The organism is Sphingomonas sp. SP6 (assembly GCF_058313435.1).
Window position 1 is genome coordinate 172,690 of the sequence record NZ_JBZFLG010000002.1, and the last position, 20,541, is coordinate 193,230.

At 68.7% G+C, this 20,541-nt stretch carries 16 protein-coding genes; 11 read left to right on the plus strand and 5 right to left on the minus strand.

What is annotated here, in order from left to right:
* Positions 1–131: 131 nt before the first annotated feature.
* From AC4GYY_RS06575 to AC4GYY_RS06595, 5 genes are all read left to right on the plus strand, one after another.
* A complete protein-coding gene (locus tag AC4GYY_RS06575) occupies positions 132–1,334 on the plus strand; it encodes a CoA transferase (RefSeq protein ID WP_491119467.1) in 1,203 nt (400 codons plus the stop codon).
* Positions 1,335–1,338: 4 nt separating this feature from the next.
* Positions 1,339–2,550 carry an acetyl-CoA C-acetyltransferase gene (locus tag AC4GYY_RS06580; protein ID WP_491119468.1) on the plus strand — a complete coding sequence of 404 codons (1,212 nt, stop codon included), beginning with the start codon at positions 1,339–1,341 and terminating at the stop codon, positions 2,548–2,550.
* A complete protein-coding gene (locus AC4GYY_RS06585; RefSeq protein WP_491119469.1) occupies positions 2,543–4,105 on the plus strand; it encodes an acyl-CoA dehydrogenase family protein in 1,563 nt (520 codons plus the stop codon). Before AC4GYY_RS06580 ends, AC4GYY_RS06585 begins: the two co-directional genes overlap by 8 nt.
* The gene (locus AC4GYY_RS06590; protein ID WP_491119470.1) at positions 4,105–4,950 is read left to right on the plus strand and encodes an HTD2 family dehydratase; all 846 of its coding nucleotides are present in this window, start codon (positions 4,105–4,107) and stop codon (positions 4,948–4,950) included. The genes AC4GYY_RS06585 and AC4GYY_RS06590 overlap by 1 nt, the downstream gene beginning before the upstream one ends.
* Before the next feature lie 165 nt (positions 4,951–5,115).
* Positions 5,116–6,405, plus strand: coding sequence for a choice-of-anchor tandem repeat GloVer-containing protein (locus AC4GYY_RS06595; RefSeq protein WP_491119471.1), 1,290 nt, complete (start codon positions 5,116–5,118; stop codon positions 6,403–6,405).
* A 39-nt stretch (positions 6,406–6,444) separates the two neighbouring features.
* Here the strand turns inward: AC4GYY_RS06595 and AC4GYY_RS06600 are convergent, their stop codons facing one another.
* Complete coding sequence (locus AC4GYY_RS06600; protein ID WP_491119472.1) at positions 6,445–7,215, minus strand: FkbM family methyltransferase; 771 nt, start codon at positions 7,213–7,215, stop codon at positions 6,445–6,447.
* An 84-nt stretch (positions 7,216–7,299) separates the two neighbouring features.
* On the opposite strand from AC4GYY_RS06600, the gene AC4GYY_RS06605 reads away from it, so the two are divergent.
* From AC4GYY_RS06605 to AC4GYY_RS06615, 3 genes are all read left to right on the plus strand, one after another.
* Positions 7,300–8,460 carry an acyl-CoA dehydrogenase family protein gene (locus AC4GYY_RS06605; RefSeq protein ID WP_491119473.1) on the plus strand — a complete coding sequence of 387 codons (1,161 nt, stop codon included), beginning with the start codon at positions 7,300–7,302 and terminating at the stop codon, positions 8,458–8,460.
* Complete coding sequence (locus AC4GYY_RS06610; protein WP_491119474.1) at positions 8,457–9,227, plus strand: hypothetical protein; 771 nt, start codon at positions 8,457–8,459, stop codon at positions 9,225–9,227. Before AC4GYY_RS06605 ends, AC4GYY_RS06610 begins: the two co-directional genes overlap by 4 nt.
* A 139-nt stretch (positions 9,228–9,366) precedes the next feature.
* Positions 9,367–11,022 carry a M10 family metallopeptidase gene (locus tag AC4GYY_RS06615; RefSeq protein ID WP_491119475.1) on the plus strand — a complete coding sequence of 552 codons (1,656 nt, stop codon included), beginning with the start codon at positions 9,367–9,369 and terminating at the stop codon, positions 11,020–11,022.
* A gap of 62 nt (positions 11,023–11,084) precedes the next feature.
* Here the strand turns inward: AC4GYY_RS06615 and AC4GYY_RS06620 are convergent, their stop codons facing one another.
* On the minus strand, positions 11,085–13,265 hold the full coding sequence (locus AC4GYY_RS06620; RefSeq protein WP_491119476.1) for a M3 family metallopeptidase: 2,181 nt from the start codon (positions 13,263–13,265) through the stop codon (positions 11,085–11,087).
* A 119-nt stretch (positions 13,266–13,384) separates the two neighbouring features.
* Between AC4GYY_RS06620 and AC4GYY_RS06625 the strand changes: the two genes are divergently transcribed.
* Positions 13,385–14,428: a hypothetical protein gene (locus tag AC4GYY_RS06625; RefSeq protein ID WP_491119477.1), complete on the plus strand. Its 1,044-nt coding sequence runs from the start codon at positions 13,385–13,387 to the stop codon at positions 14,426–14,428.
* A 3-nt stretch (positions 14,429–14,431) separates the two neighbouring features.
* On the opposite strand, the gene AC4GYY_RS06630 is transcribed toward AC4GYY_RS06625, so the two are convergent.
* Genes AC4GYY_RS06630 through AC4GYY_RS06640 form a run of 3 tightly spaced genes read right to left on the minus strand, consistent with a single transcriptional unit; the run spans position 14,432 to position 16,862 of the window.
* Positions 14,432–15,220, minus strand: a complete 789-nt coding sequence (locus tag AC4GYY_RS06630; RefSeq protein WP_491119478.1) for a hypothetical protein — start codon at positions 15,218–15,220, stop codon at positions 14,432–14,434.
* Positions 15,221–15,234: 14 nt separating this feature from the next.
* A complete protein-coding gene (locus tag AC4GYY_RS06635) occupies positions 15,235–16,032 on the minus strand; it encodes a hypothetical protein (protein WP_491119479.1) in 798 nt (265 codons plus the stop codon).
* A gap of 14 nt (positions 16,033–16,046) precedes the next feature.
* Positions 16,047–16,862 carry a sulfotransferase family 2 domain-containing protein gene (locus tag AC4GYY_RS06640; protein WP_491119480.1) on the minus strand — a complete coding sequence of 272 codons (816 nt, stop codon included), beginning with the start codon at positions 16,860–16,862 and terminating at the stop codon, positions 16,047–16,049.
* A gap of 374 nt (positions 16,863–17,236) precedes the next feature.
* On the opposite strand from AC4GYY_RS06640, the gene AC4GYY_RS06645 reads away from it, so the two are divergent.
* Both AC4GYY_RS06645 and AC4GYY_RS06650 read left to right on the plus strand, forming a co-directional pair.
* On the plus strand, positions 17,237–19,267 hold the full coding sequence (locus AC4GYY_RS06645) for a hypothetical protein (protein ID WP_491119481.1): 2,031 nt from the start codon (positions 17,237–17,239) through the stop codon (positions 19,265–19,267).
* Positions 19,257–20,516: a glycosyltransferase family 4 protein gene (locus tag AC4GYY_RS06650; RefSeq protein ID WP_491119482.1), complete on the plus strand. Its 1,260-nt coding sequence runs from the start codon at positions 19,257–19,259 to the stop codon at positions 20,514–20,516. Before AC4GYY_RS06645 ends, AC4GYY_RS06650 begins: the two co-directional genes overlap by 11 nt.
* Positions 20,517–20,541: the final 25 nt, after the last annotated feature.

A 20,541-nucleotide genomic window follows, 5' to 3' on the forward strand; every position in this document is an offset into this window, starting at 1 on the left:
ACCCCAATCGTCCCGAGCGCAGTCGAGGGACAAGGGACGCGCGCAGGGTTCCCGTCAGGTGCCTCGACTTCGCTCGGCACGAACGCGCGGGGTGGAAGGATGCCGGCGCAGCGTCGATGTGGGTGGCCTAGATGTACGACGTCCTCGGCGGGCTCTCCGTGATCGAGGCGTCGTCGTTCGTCGCCTCGCCGACCGCCGGGCTGTACCTCGCGCAGATGGGCGCGGAGGTGATCCGCGTCGACCAGATCGGCGGCGGGCCGGATTTCCGCCGCTGGCCGGTGACCGAAAGCGGCGACTCGCTCTATTGGGAGAACCTCAACCGCGCCAAGAAATCGGTCGCCCTCGACCTGTCGCGATCGGAGGGGCGCGAGCTGTTGCAGGCGCTGGTGCGCGCGACCGGGCAGTTCGTCACCAACTTCCCGGCGAAGGGGTTCCTGGCGCACGAGACGCTGGCGGCGGGGCGCGCCGATCTCATCACCGTGCGGGTGATGGGGTGGGCGGACGGCTCGCCGGCGCTCGACTACACGGTCAACAATTCAGTCGGCTACCCGCTGCTGACCGGCGCGGGGCCGGAGCCGGTCAACCATGTGCTGCCGGCGTGGGACCTGCTGACCGGCTCCTACGCGGCCTTCGCGCTGCTCGCGGCGCTGCGGCGGCGCGATGCGACCGGCATGGGCGGCGAGGTGCGGCTGCCGCTCTCCGACGTCGCGATCGGGACCGTCGCGAATCTGGGGAGCCTCGCCGAAGTCCTCTACACCGGCGCGGATCGGCCGCGGCTGGGAAATACCGTGTTCGGGTTGTTCGGGCGCGACTTCGTGACCGCGGACGGGGTGCGGACGATGCTGGTCGTCGTCACCCACCGGCAATGGGCGAACCTGCTCGCCGCGCTCGGCCTCGGCGAGGCGGTGGCGAAGGTGGAGGGGGAGCGCGGGGTGTCGTTCGCGTCGGACGACGGCTTGCGCTTCACCCACCGCGACGCGCTGTTCCCGCTGTTCGAGGCGGCGATCGGGGCGTGGCGCCATGCCGATCTCGCGACGACGCTTGATGCCGGCGGGATCGTCCATTCGGCCTATCGCACGATGAGCGAGGCGGCGGCCGATCCGGCATTGGTGCGCGACAATCCGATCTTCGGAAGCGCCGCCAACCCGAGCGGGGTCGACTATCCCGCGGCGGGCGCCTTCGCGACGATGCCGCAACTGGAGCGCGGCGCGCCCCTGCCCGCCCCCCGCAACGGCGAGCATAGCGAACAGGTGCTCGCCGAGCGGCTTGGCCTTCCCTCGGGCGAGATCGCCCGCCTCATCGACGCCGGCGTCGCCGGCCAAACCAGGACGTGAACCCATGACCCTCCGCCGCGCCGCCATCGTCTCCCCGATCCGCACCGCCGTCGGCAAGTTCGGGGGCAGCCTGTCGTCGCTCACCGCCGGACAGCTCGGCGCGACGATCCTCAAGGCGCTGGTCGAGCGGACCGGGATCGACCCTCGCCAAGTCGACGACGTCGTCTTCGCGCAGGGCTACGGCAACGGCGAGGCTCCGGCGATCGGACATTGGGCGTGGCTTGCGGCGGGACTGCCGATCGAGGTGCCGGGCTATCAGCTCGATCGGCGCTGCGGCTCGGGGCTCCAGGCGGTGATCGACGCGGCGATGATGGTGCAGACCGGAGTCAGCGACATGGTCGTCGCCGGCGGGTGCGAGAGCATGTCCAACGTCGAGCATTACACCACCGACGTCCGCAAGGGCGTCCGCGCGGGCAATCTGACGCTCCACGACCGGCTGACGCGCGGGCGGCTGATGTCGCAGCCGGTCGAGCGGTTCGGGGTGATCTCGGGCATGATCGAGACGGCGGAGAATCTCGCCAAGGATTACGGGATCAGCCGCGAGGCGGCGGACGCCTATGCGGTCCGCTCGCACCAGCGCGCGGCGGCGGCGTGGGACAAGGGGCTGTTCGCCGACGAGCTGGTCCCGGTCGTGGTGCCGCAGAAGAAGGGCGAGGCGCTCCTCTTCGATCACGACGAGGGTTACCGCGCCGACGCGACGCTGGAGTCGCTCGGCAAGCTCAAGCCGCTCGAGGGCGGGGTCGTCACCGCCGGCAACGCCAGCCAGCAGAACGACGCCGCCGCCGCGTGCCTGGTCGTGGCGGAGGACAAGCTCGAGGAGCTGGGGCTCGAGCCGATCGCCTGGTTCCACTCCTGGGCCGCCGCGGGCTGCGAGCCGTCGCGCATGGGGATCGGGCCGGTGCCGGCGGTCGAGCGGCTGTTCGCGCGGACGGGTCTTGCCTGGGACGACATCGACCTGGTCGAGCTCAACGAGGCGTTCGCGCCGCAGGTGCTGGCGGTGCTCAAGGGCTGGGGCTGGTCGGACGACGATGCGCGCCACGACATCCTCAACGTCAACGGATCGGGGATCAGCCTCGGCCATCCGATCGGTGCCACCGGCGGGCGCATCCTCGCCAATCTGACCCGCGAATTGCAGCGGCGCGGCGGCAGATACGGCCTGGAGACGATGTGCATCGGCGGCGGTCAGGGCATCGCCGCGGTGTTCGAGCGTGCTTGACGCCGCCCGGCGCTACCGCGACGCCGCGCGAGAGGCGCTGGTGGAGCGGCTGGCGACGCGCAAGATCGACGAAGAGCAACGAGCGGCGCATGGCTTCGCCTGGGTGGCGACGACGGTGGCGGCGCTGGAGGCGGTGGCGGCGTGGAGCGAACGGTCAGATCGCGAGATCGACCGGCTGGTCGCTAAGCTGGCGCTGGCGGAGGGCGTCGCGCAGCTCGTCGGCGGATTGCCGATGGGGCAGAACGAGCTGTTCCGGCCGGCCGATCTCGGGCTGGGCGCGGCGGCGCGCGACTTGGCGCGCGCCTGGGCGGACCTGCTCGATGCGGACCACGCCGAGGACCGGCGCGCGTTGATCGCCCTGCTCGACGCGGGCGAATGGCCGAGCGAGACGCTCGACGAGGATGTCGATGCGATCCGCGACCAATATCGCCGCTTCACCGATGCGGAGATCCTGCCGCATGCCCACCGCTGGCACCTCGAGGACCGGCTGATCCCTGACGCGACGGTCGCGGCGATGGCGGACCTCGGCACGTTCGGGGTGTGCATCCCCGAGAGCTACGGCGGGCTCGGGCTTTCGAAGCTGGTGATGTGCGTCGTCACCGAGGAGCTGTCGCGCGGGTGGATCGGCGCGGGGTCGCTTGGCACGCGCTCGGAGATCGCGGGCGAGCTGATCGCGGGCAGCGGGACCGAGGCGCAGAAGGCGCATTGGCTGCCGCTGATCGCCAGCGGCGAAGTGCTGCCGACCGCGGTGTTCACCGAACCGGACACCGGCAGCGACCTCGGCTCGCTCACCACCCGCGCCGTCCGGTCCGGGGACGGCTGGCGGATCGACGGGGCGAAGACGTGGATCACCCATGCCGCGCGATCCGACCTGATGACGCTGCTGGCGCGGACCGGCGACGCGCCGGGCTATGCCGGGCTGTCGATGCTGCTCGTCCCCAAGCCGCGCGGGACCGACGCCGACGCCTTCCCTGCCCAGGGCATGAGCGGAAGCGAGATCGCGGTGCTCGGCTACCGCGGGATGCGCGAATATGCGCTGTCGTTCGACGGCATGGCCGCGCCCGCCGACGCTTTGCTCGGCGGCGAGGAGGGGCAAGGCTTCAAGCAGCTGATGCGGACTTTCGAGGGCGCGCGCATCCAGACCGCGGCGCGCGCGGTTGGGGTGGCGCGGCGGGCGCTGGAGCTGGGGCTAAGCTACGCCCAGGAACGGCGGCAGTTCGGGCGGGCGATCCTTGGCTTTCCGCGCGTCGCCGACAAGATCGCGGCCAGCCTGGTCGACCTGATCGCGGCGCGGGAGCTGACCTATGCGGCGGCTCGGGCCAAGGACTCGGGCAAGCGCTCCGACATCGAGGCGGGGATGGCCAAGCTGCTGGCGGCCCGGACGGCGTGGAGCAATGCCGACGCCGCGCTCCAGATCCACGGCGGCAACGGCTATGCGCTCGAATATGAGATCAGCCGCGTGCTGTGCGACGCGCGCATCCTCAACATCTTCGAAGGCGCAGCGGAGATCCAGGCGCAGGTGATCGCGCGCGGGCTGATCGGGGGGCGCAACTGATGGCGTACAAGGAGTGGATCGGGCGGAGCGAAAGCCACGAGGACGTGGTCGACGCCGGGCTGGTCGCGCGCTTCGTCGCGACACTCGACACCGCGCCGGCGGCGGACGGGTTCGCCCCGCAGGGCATCCACTGGTGCCTCGCCCCGCCCGCCGCGCCGACCGCGTTGCTCGGGCCGGACGGGCATCCGGTGCGGGCAGATGCGGGGCTGCTGCCGCCGATCCCGATGCCACGCCGGATGTGGGCGTCGAGCAAGGTGGAGTTCCTCGCCCCCCTGCGGATCGGCGAGCGGGTGCGGCGGACTTCGCGGGTCGCGGCGGTGACCGAGAAGAGCGGCGGATCGGGCAAGCTCGTCTTCGTCGAGGTCGAGCATGTCACCGCGGGGGCCGAGGAAGCGGTGCGCGAGGTGCAAACGATCGTGTACCGCGAGGCAGCGGCGGCGAACGGTGCGCCCTCGCCGCCGGTGCGGGGCGCGGCTTCGTTCACGCCGGAGGGGATCGCGCACCGGCTGATCGTGCCCGAGCCGCCCTTGCTGTTCCGCTATTCGGCGCTGACCTTCAACAGCCACCGGATCCATTACGACCTGCCGTACACGACGGGCGAGGAAGGGTATCGCGGGCTGGTTGTCCACGGGCCGCTGATGGCGACGCTGCTGCTCGACCTCGCGCGGCGGACCTTGGGGGAGCAGGCGCTGGCGACCTTTGCGTTCCGCGGCGTGTCGCCGGCGGTGGCGGGGGAGGCGCTGCACCTTACGCTCGGCGGGGAAGGCGAGGCGCTGGCGCTGGGGGTGTGGGCCTCGGACGGGACCCCGGTGATGTCAGCGTCCGGGACCCGAGCCGCGACTTGAGGATCTGCCCATGAAGATCCCGAAAACGCCAGGTCGGAGCGACGACGCTCTCAAGAGGTCTTCCCGACACTTTACAATCCGGCGCCGGTCGCGTTTCCTGTTCTCGTCCGGGCCGGACGATGCCGCGTTGGGCATGGCGACTTGGGACAGCGTGGGAGGCGACGGGTGGGGACACTGAAGCAGAGGCTCGGCGCGATCGCGCTGCTCGTCATGGCGGCAAGTCCGGTGGCAGCGAATGATCGAATCGCGTCGCCGGGCGACGGCGTCGTCAGGGCGGATCACGCAAGCCCTGCCGGACGATCGTCGACCGGGGCGGAGCCGGCTGCGCAGCCGGTGTCGCCCCTCTTGCCGCAGCCATGGGCGTCGCCCGCGGCGAGGACGGGGAGGTTTGCGATCGCCTATGCCTTCCACGGCGGAGCGGACGGCTCGAACCCGGAGGCTCCGCTGACGAACGTCGGCGGCGCGCTGTTCGGCACGACATTATACGGGGGGTCGGGCAGCTATGGCACGGCTTTCGTGTTCACCAACGCAGACAGGCACAAGGTCCTGTATTCATTTCGCGATGACGGGAACGGCGGTGACCCGGTCTCGACCCTGACCGAACTGGATGGCGTGTTCTATGGAACCACCTCGTCGGGTGGCGCTCACCATCAGGGGACGGTGTTTTCGGTAACGCGAAGCGGACAGCACAAGGTCCTCTACTCCTTCGATGACGCGGATGGACGCTTCCCGCTCGCGGGCGTCGTGGCGCTTTACGGCAAGCTGTACGGCGCCACCGCCGCGGGCGGCGATCCATCGTGCAACGGGGGGAGTGGATGCGGAGTGGTGTACTCCATCACTCCGGCCGGCGACTACGAGGTCGTCACCCGGCTGTCCGATTCGATCGGCTGGTTCGTCAACTCGCGCTTCCTCGTCGTCAACGACGTCATGTACGTGACCGCACCCAACGGCGGAGCCTTTGGCTGGGGATCGGTGTTCTCGGTCACCCGGAAGGGCAAGGTGAAGCTCCTGTATTCCTTCAAAGGTGGTGACGATGGCGGCGCGCCCGACGCCGGCATGACCATGGATGGCGGCGTGCTTTATGGCACGGCGGCGCAGGCCGGACGGTTCGACAAGGGCGTGGCGTTCTCGTTGACGCTGGATGGCAAGCAGACGGTCCTGCACGCCTTCGGCTCCGGACTGGATGGTGCGACGCCGGAAAGCTCGCTCGTGCCGTTCGCAGGAAAGCTGTACGGCACGACGAACGTCGGTGGGCAGTATTCGCTGGGGACGATCTACTCTCTGACGAAAGACGGGAAGGAGTCGATCGAATATTCCTTCGGCGGCTTCGACGGGGTCGCGCCGGGTGGACTGACAGTCGTCGGGCATCGGCTCTACGGGACCACGTTCTCCGGCGGGAGTCAGGATGAGTGCAATGGTTATGGCTGCGGTCTGATCTACTCGTTCAAGCCGTGACCGGCCGACGCGGCCGGGGACGTCACCTCGCCGCTGCGCCTACCCTTTTTCCGGCTTCACGTTGAACGACCGGATCTTCACCCGCCGGTCGGCGGGGACGCCGATGATCTCGCAGGCAAGATCGAGGTCGGCGCGGACGGCGTCGTCCTGGCCGTCGGCCCATTTGCGCGACTTGGTGAAGGTCGCGTCGACCTCGACGAGATCGCCGTCGAAGTGGCGGTCGCCGTCGAGTTTCGGGCTGCGCGGGCTGGAGAGCTTGCGCAGGACCATGTCGTAGCCGGCGAGATAGGCGACGATGTCGTGGAGCAGCTTCTGCCCGTGGTAGAGCGGGTAGAAATGGGTCTCGAGCTCGATCGCGTAGCAATGCCGCAAAAGGTCGCCGAATCCTTCGAGCACTTGATGCTCGAATCCCTGGACATCGAGTTTGACGATATTGGGTTCGGGGAGGCCGCCGCTGGCGTAGAGCGTGTCGTAACGCGCGCAGCGGAGCGGAATCGTCTGCTTGAGTCTGAAGAGGCGCGCGATCTCATATTGCTCGAGATATGCGCTGTTCGCCGGCAGCAGCGAGGAGCAATATTTGTTGCGGGTCTCGTAAAGGGTCAGCTCGGCGTCGACGTGCGCGAGCGGGACATCGACCACCTGGTAGAGCGTGCCGCCTTCGCTCGCCTGCGCCAGCCGGAGCGCCTCGGCGGGCTCGGCCTCGACCAGGACGAGGCGCAGGCGGTCGCGGTGTGCGGCGAACTTGCGCTGGAGCCCGCCGCGCGCGCCGACGTCGACGAAGCCGAGCTTGCGAAAATCGGGGTCGGTCATCGGACGGCGGCTTAGGCCGGAACGCTCCCATCGCCAAGGCGACTCGCTTCGCGTAACGCCTGCCGCAACCATCCGGAGAGCTCCATGACCGACGCCGCCGAGATCGCCCGCAACGTGGAGCGGTTCGTCCGCGACGTCGTCGCGCCGTTCGAGCGCGATCCCCGGTGCGGGGCGCACGGCCCCTCGGACGATCTGGTCCGCGAGCTGCGCGCGAAGGCGACGGCGGCCGGGGTGCTGACGCCGCACATCCTGAAGGGCGGGCGCCACCTCCATCACCGCGAGGTGGCGGTGGTGCTGCGGGCGGCGGGGCTGTCGCCGCTCGGGCCCGTCGCGGTCAACGTCGCCGCACCCGACGAAGGCAACATGTACCTGCTGGGCAAGCGCGCGAGCGACGAGCAGAAGCGGCGCTTTCTCGACCCCATGGTCGCGGGCGAGGCGCGCTCGGCCTTCTTCATGACCGAGCCTGCCGCCGACGGCGGCGCGGGCTCCGACCCGTCGATGCTCCAGACCACTGCGGTGCGCGACGGCAACCACTGGCGGATCGACGGGCGCAAGGCATTCATCACCGGGGCCGAGGGCGCGAAGGTCGGGATCGTCATGGCGAAGGCCGACGAAGGCGCGACGATGTTCCTGGTCGAGCTGCCGGACCCGGCGATCCGGATCGAACGGGTGCTCGACACGATCGATTCGTCGATGCCCGGGGGACATGCGGTGGTCGCCATCGAGGGCCTGCGCGTGACCGCGGACCAGATGCTGGGCGAGCCGGGCGAGGGCTTCGCGCTGGCGCAGGTGCGCCTCGCGCCGGCGCGGCTGACGCATTGCATGCGCTGGCTGGGGGCGTGCGTGCGCGCCAACGAGATCGCGACCGATTACGCCTGCCGCCGCCATGCGTTCGGCAAGCCGCTGGTCGATCACGAAGGCGTCGGCTTCATGCTGGCCGAGAATCTGATCGACCTGAAACAGGCCGAGCTGATGATCGACTGGTGCGCGGACGTGCTCGACACCGGCGCGCTGGGCACGGCGGAGAGCTCGATGGCGAAGGTGCAGGTGTCGGAGGCGCTGATGCGGATCGCGGACCGCTGCGTCCAGGTGATGGGAGGCACCGGCGTCAGCGGCGACACGATCGTCGAGCAGGTGTTCCGCGAGATCCGCGCCTTCCGGATCTACGACGGCCCGACCGAGGTGCATAAGTGGAGCCTGGCCAAGAAGATCAAGCGAGACTGGAAGGCGGCGCAGGGGGGGTGATCCTGACGCACCAGCCCGTTCCGATCCTGGCGATCAACCTGGAGCGCGACGCCGAGCGGATGGCCGGCACGCGCGACGCCTTCGCCGGGCTCGCTCGGTTCGACCTGCGCCGCTCGCCCGGGGTCATCCCGGCGCTGCCCGAGGCGGCGAAGACCTATCTCACCGGACGCGCGCGCGGCGAGGCGGGGACGCTGGGGGTGTTCCTGGCGCACGTTCTCGCCTGGGAGACGATCGCGGCGATGAACGGCGCGGCGCTCGTGATCGAGGACGACGCGCGCCCCGCGGCGCTCCACCGGCTGTTCGCGCTCGACCTGCCCGACGATCTCGACCTGCTCCACGTCAACCACCGGATGGCCGATCCCGCGGCGGCGCGAGGCGACCTGGCGGTGGTCCCGGCGGCGACGATCCTGCCGCACAAGCTTCCGATGCCGCCCCCGCGCGCCGCGCCGGGAGGCGACGGTTATCTGCTGACCGCCGCCGGCGCACGCAAGCTGATCGCCGCGGTGCGAAGCGACGGGTTCGAGGGCCATGTCGACTGGCGATTGCTGCGCTACGGCTGCACGCGGGAGGCGGTGATCGCGGCCGGCCGCGGGACATGGCTGGAGACCCACCGGCCAATGCGCGACGCCGGCGCCGCGCCGCAGTGGGCGGTGGTCCGATCCTACCGCACCACGCACCCGCTGATCCGGCTCCGCGGAGTCAGCGAGAGCGCACGTCGCGCGACCTCCGGCTTGCCGTCAGGCCCGTCGAGCCCGTCGTCCGACTGACGCGCGGGGCGGCCCGCCGCAAGAAGGTGTCGCCATCCCCTTCTCGGCACCCGAACACGCCTTGTGATCGGGGTGGCGGCCGTTAGAAAGTGTCGGCAGTCGGGCCGGGGGACGGCCCGCCACCAACAGGGAGCATGACATGGCACTTTCCGACAAGGGCACCGGCTCGACCAGCCCCTATGACGGTCTTCACAGGCCGTACGATTCGCCCACCGACGCGAACACGCAGGGCGACAAGATCGAGTCTCTGATCGATCAGACCTTCAACAAGAAGACCGGTCACTGGGACTTCAGCGGCAATCAGGACATCGACGCGACGCTGATCGGATCGCGTTACACGATCACCAATCTGACCTTCAGCTTCCCGACCAGCGGCAAGTTCTACAGCGGCCAGGGCTATCCGGCGAACTCCGAGCCGGCGTTCCAGATCGTGTTCAACGACCAGCAGCAAGATGCGGTGCGTTATGCGCTGAACCTGGTCTCCCGCTACACCAACCTGACCTTCACCGAGATCACCGAGACCAAGAGCGACCACGCCAACCTGCGCTACAGTCAGACGTCGTACAGCCAGGTTCCCTCCGCCTACGCCAACTTCCCCTCCGCCAACGAGCAGGCGGGCGACGTGTGGTTCGGGCGGACCAACCAGCCCTTCTATCTGACGCCGCAGCCGGGCAATTGGGGTCAGGCGACGGTCATGCACGAGACCGGGCACACGCTCGGGCTCAAGCACGGTCACCAGGACTACACCAACGCCGATCTGACCGGGTACATCGACGGCAATCCGAACGGGGATCCGCGCTACGGCTCGACCTCGCTGCCGTCGGACCATGACGGGCAGGATTGGTCGCTGATGACCTATCGCTCGGATCCGGACAACAGCGTCCAGTTCGAAGGTGACGGCTCCAACCAGCCGCAGACCTACATGCAGGACGACATCGCGGCGCTTCAATATCTTTACGGTGCCAACTTCAACACCGAAAGCGGCAACACCGTCTACTCCTGGAACCCGAACACCGGCGTCCAGTCTATCAACGGCGTCGAACAAGCCGTGCCCACCGCCAACAAGATCTCGATGACGCTGTGGGACGGCAACGGCAACGACACCTACGACCTGTCGAACTATTCGACCAACTTGGACGTCAACCTGAACCCCGGCGAGTTCTCGACCTTCTCGACGGCGCAGCTGGTGAACCACCGGGCTTATTCGCACGGCACCGCGCTTGCCGAGGGCAACGTCGCCAACGCGCTGCTGTTCGAGGGCGACAAGCGGTCGCTGATCGAGAATGCGATCGGCGGCACCGGCAACGACAAGATGCTCGGCAACGTCGCCAACAACTCCCTCGACGGCGGCGCCGGCGACGACACGCTCAACGGCGGCAAGGGCAACGACACGCTCATCGGCGGCGCCGGAGCCGACCAGCTCTCCGGTTCCGTCGGCAACGATGTGTTCTACTTCCTCAAGAGCAGCGGCGCCGACACCATCGCCGACTTCGGCAAGGGTGTCGATTTGGTCCGCATCAACGTCAAGGGCGTGAACGACTTCTCGAACCTCACCGTCAAGACCGACGGCGGGGACGGATCGCTGGTGTCTTGGAAGGGCGGATCGGTCGATCTCCTCCACGTCGCGACCGGCTCGGTCAACGCGGGCATGTTCGCCTTTGGCGCGCTGCCGTCGGTCACGCCGATCGCCAATGCCTTCGCACCGAGCGAAGCGCTGGGGAACCATGGTCTGGCGATGGCGGACTTCAGCCATGCGCCGCTTCACAACTCGTTCGCGCATCTCGCGCTCGCGTAACGATCGGGCGGCGAAGACGAGGGCGGCGGAGCACAGCTCCGCCGCCCTTTTTCGTGCCTGGATCAGTCCTTCGCCGCAGGCGAAGCCGCATTGCTGGCGGGTGCGGCCTCGCCGGCCGGGGGCAACCGCTCGCCACTCGCGGTCAGGCCCATGCTTCTCAGGTAAGGGCCGATGTCCGGGTCCTTGCCGTAGAAGGCCCGGAACATCGGCGCATAATCCTCGGTATGCCCCTTCGACAGCACCAGGTCGCGAAAGCGCTGGCCGTTGGCGCGGGTCAGCCCGCCGTTGCGCTGGAACCAGTCGAAGCTGTCGGTCGCCAGCATCTTGGTCCATTGGTAGGCGTAATAGCCGGCCGAATAGCCATTCGCCCAGATGTGCAGGAAGTAGCTCGTCCGATATCGCGGCGGCACGTCCGCCGTGTCGAGCCCGGTCGCGGCGAGCGCCTTGGTCTCGAACGCATCGACGTCCTGCTTGGTCGCGTCGGCCGGAAGCGCGTGCCAGCTCATGTCGAGCATGGAGGAGGCGAGCGCCTGCCCCGTCTCCCAGCCCGAGTTGAAGGTCTCGGCACGCTTGATCTTGTCGACCAGAGCCTGCGGAATCGTCTTCCCGGTCTGATAGTGGACGGCATAGTGCGGCAGGATCTTCGGATCGAGCGCCCAGTTCTCGTTGAACTGCGACGGGAACTCGACGAAGTCGCGCGCGGTGTTGGTGCCCGAGACGCTGGGATAGACCTGGCTCGCGAACAGCCCGTGCAGCGCGTGGCCGAACTCGTGGAACATCGTCGTCACGTCGTCGAAGCTGATCAGCGCCGGCTGGCCGGCGGCGGGCTTGGTGAAATTGGCGACGTTGTAGATGACCGGCTTCGTGCCGATCAGCTTGGACTGGTTGACGAGGTTGGACATCCACGCCCCGCCCTGCTTGTTGTCGCGCTTCCAATAATCGAAGTACATCAGGCCGAGCGGCTGGCCGTTCTCCTCGAACACCTCGTACACCATCATGTCCGTCTGCCACGTCGGGATGTCGGTGCGCTTCTTGAAGCTGAGGCCGTAGAGTTCGTGCGCGGCGCGGAATACGCCTTCGTTCAAGACGCGGTTGATCTCGAAATAGGGCTTCAGCTCGTCCTGGTTGAGGTCGTAGCGCGCCTTACGAAGCTTCTCGGCATAGAGCTGCCAGTCCCAGGGCTTGAGCTGGAAGGTCCCGCCCTCGCTCTTGATCTGCGCCTGGAGCTCGCCCGCCTCGCGCCGCTGCTCGACGCCGAGCGGGCGGCCCAGCTGCTGCATGAAGGCGAGCGCGGTCTGCGGGGTCTTCGCCATCTGGTCTTCGAGGACGTAATCGGCCCAGGTCGAGAAGCCGAGCAGCTTGGCTTTCTTCGCGCGCAGCATGGCGATCTGCGCGATCGTGTCGCGCGTGTCGTTGGCGTCGCCCTTCACCGCGCGGGTCCAGTCGGCGGTGAACAGCGACTCGCGGGTGGCACGGTCGGTCAGCGAGGCGAGCGCGGGCTGCTCGGTCGTGTTCTGCAAAGGGAGCACCCACTTGCCGGTAAGCCCGCGCTCCTTCGCCGCAGCGGCCGCGGCGGCGATCTCGGCGTCGGAAAGCCCGGCGAGCTTGGCCTTGTCGTCGACGACGAGCGCGCCCGCCTTGGCGGCGGCGAGCAGCTTCTGCTGGAACGCGGTCTCGAGGGTCGAGAGCCGGGCGTTGTCCGCGCTCAGCTCGGTCTTCTGGGCCGGGCTCAGCAGCGCGCCCGCGCGGACCATGTTCTGGTAGGTGAGCGTCAGCACCTGGAGCTGCTCGGGCGTGAGCTTGAGCGATGCGCGCGTGTCGTAGACCGCCTTCACCCGCGCGAAGAGCTTCGCGTCGAGATTGATCGCATCGGAATGGGCGGCGAACTTGGGCGCGAGCGCGGTCTGCGCCGCCTGGAGCGTGTCGTCGATGTTGGCGCCCGACACGGCGCCGAACGCCAGCGCCGCGCGCTCGAGCAGGCGGCCCGAGCGTTCGAGCGGGACGATCGTGTTGTCGAAGCTGGGCGCGGCGCGGTCGGCGGTGATCCGGTTCACCTCGGCGCGCTGCTCGGCCATCCCCGCCTCGATCGCGGGCTGGTAATCGGTGTTCTTGATCCTGTCGAACGGCGCGGCCTCATAGGGCAGCGTGCTGGGTTTCGCGAAGGGATTGGCGGCAGGCAGGGTTTGTGCCGCGGCGGCGGTGATCGCGAGCGGGGCGACGGCGGCGAGAAGAAGGAGACGCATCGAGGGCTCCGAATTGGAGGGGCCGGCCGGGATCGGCGGATGGCTGCGGCATAGACACGGCACCAGCGCTGTCAAACCGCGCCCTTGCCCGGAGTCTCGCGCGTACCTAGTCCGCCGGAATGCGACGCTTCATCGCTCACATCGGCGCGGCCAAGACCGGAACCACCGCCTTTCAGGTCTGGCTGAAGGCGCATCGCGCCGAGATGATGGCGGCGGGCTATGTCGTCCCCGAAAAGACTCCGCGGCAGGGAAACCACCGCAACGTCGCGTTGGCCCTCGCAGGGCTAAGCGATGCTCCGAATGCGGAACGGGTCCGCGCGGCGACGCTCGACGAGCTCGACCGACACCGCGATCTCGACGTGCTGATCTCCGCCGAGGCGCTGGGATCGGTGGAGTATGCAAATGCCCTCGTTCCGGCGTTGACGCCGCGGCTCGACGGGTTCGACAAAGTGGCGATCCTCTCGGTTCGCGATCCCGTCGCGCATTACAATTCGGGGTTCGCCCAGCGGCGCAAGGCGATGCGCCGCAACGAGCGCGATTTCGACGCCTTCTTCGGCGAGAGCCTGGAGCACGGGCGCGGCGACTGGCGACTCAAGATCGAGCTGTACGAGGCCAACGGCTGGCGGATGATCGTCCTGCCCTACAATTCGGACGCGAAGGCGCGCGGGATCACCCGGACGATCCTGTCACACCCGGAGTTCGGCGACGCCGCGGCGCGACTGCCGGTGGATGCGCCGGCCGAGCGCAATCCGAGCATGGGGGCGATCGGGCTGATCATCATGGACCTGATCCAGGACGCGATCGATCCGGAGGGAAGGTTCGACACCGTCGCTCCCGCAGCGCTGCGCGAGCGAGTGGCGGAGACCGCGAACGAACGGTTCGGCGACGCGCCCTTCAACGGCTTCACTGCCGAGATGCGCGCCGAGTTGCTCGCGCGCTACGCCGACGACAATCGCTGGGTCGCCGAGCGCTTCTTCGACGTCCCCTGGGAGGTCGCCTGCCCGCCCCAGCCGCCGGCGCCGGTATCGCCGCGGACCTTGGATGACCTGCCCGACGCCCTCGCCAGGCGGGTCACCCGGACCGCCCAGCGTATGACCGCCTATGCGATCGAGTTGGGCGGGTTCGATCGCGGCGCGAGGGCGGGCCGGGCGATCGAGGCCTGACGTTCAGCCGCGCGCGTCGAGCGCACGCCAGGCCGCGATCTTGGGGAGCAGCGCGCCGGCGACGCGGTCGTAGAGCTGCTGATCGAGATGGTTGGCCTGGCGGATCAGCGTGACGAGCGACGGGGAGAGGGTGACCCGCGCCTTCGCCTCCGGACTGGTGGCCCGGCGACGCTCCTCCGAATGCGAGGGTTTTCCCATCAGCCGGGTGATGATGTTGAACGACATGTCGTAGAGTTCGGTGACACCGATGAAGGTGAACCGCTGCTCGATCTGCTTGTAGGTCTGCTCGAACGTCTGGCCGTTCTGCCCGGCCGACAGGAAGCTCACCATCTTGTTCTGTTCGGAGGAGGCGAGGACGTAATCCTCGATCGACGGATAGCGCTTCTTGAACGCTTCGAACGGCGGATGCGCGGGGGTCGTCTGATAGGTGTAGTCCGACACCACGCGCCCCACGGGATCGCGCAGCAGGGTGAACAGCTTGAGCCCCGGTCGCTGGCCCACGACCTCGTCGAGCACCACCAGCGGCACGTGTCCGGACGCGGACCGAGCACTGGCGATCTGGGCGGTCGCGAACTGCACGACCGCTTGCTTCACCGCCAAATCGTGGCTGACGTCGGTGCGCTCGTAATCGACGGAGATGTTCACATAGGGCGACCGGAGTCGGTCGAGTTCCGAACTCATCGACGTGCCTGCGGTCTTGGGAATGTGCAGGAAGAACCAGAGCGCTTCCGGACTTGCGGCCTTGGCCAGATAGTCGTCGAGCGACGTGTTGCTGAAAGACGCGAATGACATCGAGGGTTGCGACCTTATGGTATGGCTTTGGCGAGCGCGCGGGGCGACCGGGTCCGGCGAAGTTCGTTCCAGCCGACGCGGCGCGCGCGCAACGCATCGCGCACCGCATCGAACAGCCGAACGTCGTCCTGGTTGACCGCGCGGATCGCCTCGTCGAGCTTGTTCGAGGCGGCGACCTCGTTGTCCGCGGTCTGCGGCGTCTTGCGCTCATGCAGTTGCGGCAGGACATCCTCGCCCATCAGCGCGAACAGGATGTTGAACGACAGCGGGTAGAGTTCGAGCGCGCCGATGAAGTCGAACTCGGCGAAGACCTTGGCGACATCGCCGCCGCCGAGATGAACGCTCGTCTTGTTCTGCGAGCGCGGGTCGCGGATGTAGCTCTCGATGTCGGGATAAGCGGCGATGAACTCCTGGTACGGCGGATGCTTGGGCGTCCGCGCATAACGATAGTCGGAGATCACCCGCGCCGCGGTCTCGCGGACGAAAGTGAACAGCTTGGTGCCGGGGATCTCGGCGCGGATCTGGCGCGCGTGCTCGATCGTGATGTGGCCGGAGGCAGAGAGGAACCTCCGCTCCTTGGCGTCCGCGATGAACCGATCGACCGCGCGCTGGATCTGCTCGGCGTGAGGCACGTGGCGGTCGGTGTAGTCGACATGGATGTTGCGATAGGGGCGACGCAGCCGCGCCAACTCGTTCGAGAGCGACGAGCCCGCGGTCTTGGGAATGTGGACGAACAGCCAGAGCGCCTCGGGGTCCCGGTTCGCGGCGATGAACTCGGCGACGCCGAGCGTGGTGAACTGGTCGAAAGCCACGATCGTCCCTTCGTTCAGGCCGCCGCTTCGGCGGGGCTCTCCACCGAGTCGAGCCAGGCGGCGAGGTCGGTCTCGATCGGGCCGAGCCAGCCCGCCACCGCGTCGTAGATCGCGAAGTCGACCCGGTTCAATTCGCGGACCCGCTCGAGCTGCTCATCGGTCAGCGCCGATGTCTCCTTGGCCTCGTTGACCCGCTTCTTGTCGCCCGGCTCCTTGATCCGGCCCTGGGTGAGCAGGGTCAGCAGCCGGAAATAGAGGTCGTAACGTTCCTGAAGCCCGATAAAGGCGAACGTGCGCCGGACATGCTCGACCGCCTCCTCGACCCGCTCCTGCCGGATCATCGCCATCGGGACGAGGTGCCGGGCCATCCGGTTGCGCGGCCCCGGCTGCTCGGCGAAGCTCATGAAGTCGGGGGTGCGCGCGATCACTTCCTCATGCAGCGGATGCATCGGCGAGCGCTGGTAATTGTAATCCGACAGCACTCGCGCGGCCGGCTCACGCAGCAGCGTGATCTGGCGGACGCCCGGCATCGCCTTGCGGATCGCCTGCGCGTGCTGCTGCCAGATATGGCCGCTGGCGCTGCGGAAGCTGCGCGTCTTCGCCGCCTCGAGGAACTCCGACACCTTGTCGTCGAACCGCTCCTTCGCGGAGCGTCCGCGGTCGGCGTGATCGATGTGGAGGTTGTAATAGGGCTTCAGCTCCGCGGAGAACTCGCCCGACAGCGAGCTGCCGGCGGTCTTCGGAACGTGGACGAACAACCACAGCTTCGCCCCGCGCCGGGTCGTGTCGAGATATTCGTCGAATCGTCCTTCGATGAGACTGTTCAGCATATTCGCGCTTTCGACCCCGGAGCACCGGATTTCCGTCCGGGCGCATCGCCTGGGGTTCTACGGGCGCTGGCGGTCGGGTCAAGCGCCGATCCCATAGTGCTTCAATGGGGATTAAGCCGAAACCGTTGCGATCCGGATGTGATCGCGGCGTGCTGCCCGGATCGTCCCGTCGGCGGCGAACCGCCCGACGATCCGATGGGACGATGACCGGGCGCGCGACCGCGCGGTAGAATCGACTGGCGAGCGCTCCGCTCGGATGCTAGGCGCGCCTCCGTGATGTCTTGGTCCGGGGGATGTTCGTTGAGGGCGGAATCTCCGCGCGCGCTGGCCCTCCCCGGCGCTTCCCCCTCCCCCGCCGCCTCGCGGAGCGCCTGATGGCCCAGGCCAACGACGCCGTGCGCGGCCGGGTGGAGCAGTGGAACCCGCAGGTCGGGATCGTCGGCTGGGCGGTGTGTTCCGGCGGCGACACCGAGGTCGAGCTGGTCGCGGGAAGCGTGGTCCTCGCCTCCGAGCGCACGCGGGTGCTTCGCCCGGACCTGAAGGCGGCGGTGCCGGCGCATCTCGCCGACGAGCCGTGGGTGGGCTTCCGCTTCTCGCCGCCGTCGATGGCGCTCGCCGCATCGCTCCGCGCCGAGGATCGCGGTAAGCCGCTTCAGGTCCGCGACGCGACGACCGGCACCGTGCTGCTCGGCGTCGACCTGCCGACCGGGGAGGAGCTGGCGGCGCTGCTGTACGAGGGGGAGGGCAAGTCGCCGCTGTCGGTGATGGCCTCGCCCGGCGACCCGCGCTCGGCGCAGGAGCTGATCGAGATCCTGGAGGGCCTGCGCCACGACGCCAGCGCGCTGGCCATGATGCCCACCAATTTCCCCGCAACCGCGCACAAGGGCAACATCGAGGTCGTCTCGCGAGTCCGCCGCGGTCTGTTCCTGATCGGCGGCTGGACCGTCGGCGAGGTGCCGCGGCAGAGCAAGGCGCTGATCCTGGTCGAGGGTCGCAAGGTGCCGGGCTCGATCTTCTGCGCCACCTACTCGCGACCCGATCTGCCGGCCGACGCGGTGGCGTTCTGCGGGGTCTTGCGGACCGACGCCCACCTTTGGCGCGGCGATCAGGACTTCATCCTGACCTTCGGTGAGGCCGAGCGTTTCATGCGCTCCTGGCGGCCGTTCAAGTTCCTCGAGCTGGCGACGGGGCTCGCCTGGCTCAAGAACGCGACCAAGGCGGAGCCGGCCGACAAGGAGATGATCTCGCAGGCGGCGCGGATCGGCGCCGACGGCCCGGTCTCGCCCGAGGCGGTGGGCGGCTACGCCTCGCTCGACCGGGTGACGATCTTCCCCGATTTCGGCGCGCTCGTCCGCGGCTGGGTGCTCACCCCGCGCGGCGATCTGGCGACGGTGAGCGTCACGCACGGCACCGCCGGCGCCGAGGCGACCGGCGATCGGATCATCACCACGCCGCGGCCCGATCTCGGCACTGGCTTTCCGCCGCTTGCCGATCGCACCGGACGCTCGGGGTTCACCGCGCTGTGCCTCGGCGCGCTTGCCGATCAGCCGGGGCAACCCGCGGTCGAGCTCGGGCTCGACGACGGGACCGCGCTCGGGGTGCCGACGTCGGCGCAGGTGCTGCGTTCGGGCTATACGGCGAATGCGTTCGGCGAACTGGCGACGCACTTCCCGGCCTATGCCCGCGAGGCGTTCTTTCCCGAGCTGTGCCGGTCGTTCGCCCGCACCGCGATGCGCCAGCGGCCGGGCCTCCATCACCTGCATCGCCGTGAGGGCGCGCAAGCGGTGTTGTTCGGGATGCCGCTGACCGCGAGCGACGCGCGGCTGGCGGCGACCGATCTCGCGCGCGCGCTGGGCGATCATCGCGATCTCGCGATCACCCTCGTGCTCGGTCCGGGGCACGATCGCTCGGCGGTGACCAAGGCGATCCGCGACGTGCTGGCAGAGGACGCGGTCGGGATCGTCCAGCACGACGGCCGCGCGCCGGTCGCCCGCGCGCTCGCCGAACTCGTCGCGGACATCGGAGTGGCGCGCTTCGTCTACGTCCAGCCCGGCTGCCGCCTGTCCTGGCCCGCATGGGCACAGGCGATCGCCTATGTCGAAGGAGCCGCCGACGATCCGCTCGTGTTCCTGTACCGCGAGGAAGGATTGTCGGAGATCGCCGAACTCCGCCCGGTCGGCGCGGTGTGCTGGACCGCCGACGGCTTCGCCCGCTACGCCGAGAGCGCGACGCCGCGGCTCGATTCGACGCTGCTCAGCCGCGACCTGGCGATCGTGCCGAACGCGCGGATCGTCGAGGACATGGTGATCCGTTATCACGAACGTCGCGGCGCGGCGCTGACGGTCGAGGTGGACGCCGAGATCGAGGCGCATCTTGTCCGAGCGAGGATGACCAATGCCCGGTGAGCGGATCGCGATCGTCAGTCACGCGCACCCGTCGGTCAATTCCGGGGGCGCGGAGATCAGCGCCTATACCCTGTTCGAAGGACTGCTGAGCCTGGGCGAGGACGCGGTGTTCATCGCCGCGTGCAAGGAGCGCGACATCGGGCGCGTCACGATCAAGGCGAAGGGACGCGAGTTCCTGATCCCCTTCTCCGAGACCGAGCACGACTGGTTCTACCACATCAGCCCGCAGCGGATCCGGCGGCGGCTGCAGGCGATCCTGGCGGAGACCCGGCCGACAATCATCAACTTCCACCACTTCATCTACCTGGGCACGCAGTCGCTGCTCGATGTGGCGCGGGCCGGGACCGCGCGGACGTACCTGACGCTCCACGAGTTCCTCGCGATGTGCCAGAGCGACGGGCAGATGGTGACGCGCCAGCATCGGCGGCTGTGCAGCCGCTCGGAGCCCGGGAATTGCGTCGGCTGCTGGCCCGAGCACGACGTGTTCCAGTTCGCCTCGCGGATGGGCCAGATGCGCGAGATGCTGACCGCGATGACGGGGCTGGTGTCGCCGAGCCAGTTCCTGGCGGACCGGTTCGCCAACTGGATCGGGACGCCGACCGACATCGCGGTGATCGAAAACGGGTTGGGCCGTCCGCTCGCCACGCGGCCGGCGCGCGGCGTCGCCGAGGACGATCAGCCGTGGGTGTTCGGCTATTTCGGCCAGATCAACCCCTACAAGGGCGTCGACGTGCTGCTCCGCGCGGCCGAGATCTTCGCCGCCGCCGACGAGCGCGCCGCGGGCAGGCGGATCATCCGCATCCACGGTCCCCTGGTCGGACAGTCGGCGGAGTTCGTCGAGCGGCTCGATCGCGCGGTCGCCGCGGGTGTCGTCGAATATTCGGGACCGTATCAGAACGAGAACGTCGGCGATCTGATGGCGGCGTGCGACTATGTCGTCGTGCCGAGTCTGTGGTGGGAGAATTCGCCGGTCGTGATCCAGGAGGCGTTCGCCGCGGGGCGGCCGCTGCTGGTGAGCGGGATCGGCGGCATGGCGGAGAAGGTCCGCGACGGCGTCCACGGGTTCCACTTCGCGCCGGGCAACGTCACCGATCTCCTGCGCGCCCTCGCCCGGGCCTCCGATCCCGAAGCGCATGCCCGTCTCGTCGGCCAGCTGCCGCGGACGCTGACCGCCGAGGACATGGCGCGGGGGTACCTCGATCTCTTCCGGCGCGAGACGCCGCGGACGGAGTCGGCGGTCGCGGCGTAACGCCCGACGCGCCGACGACACCATC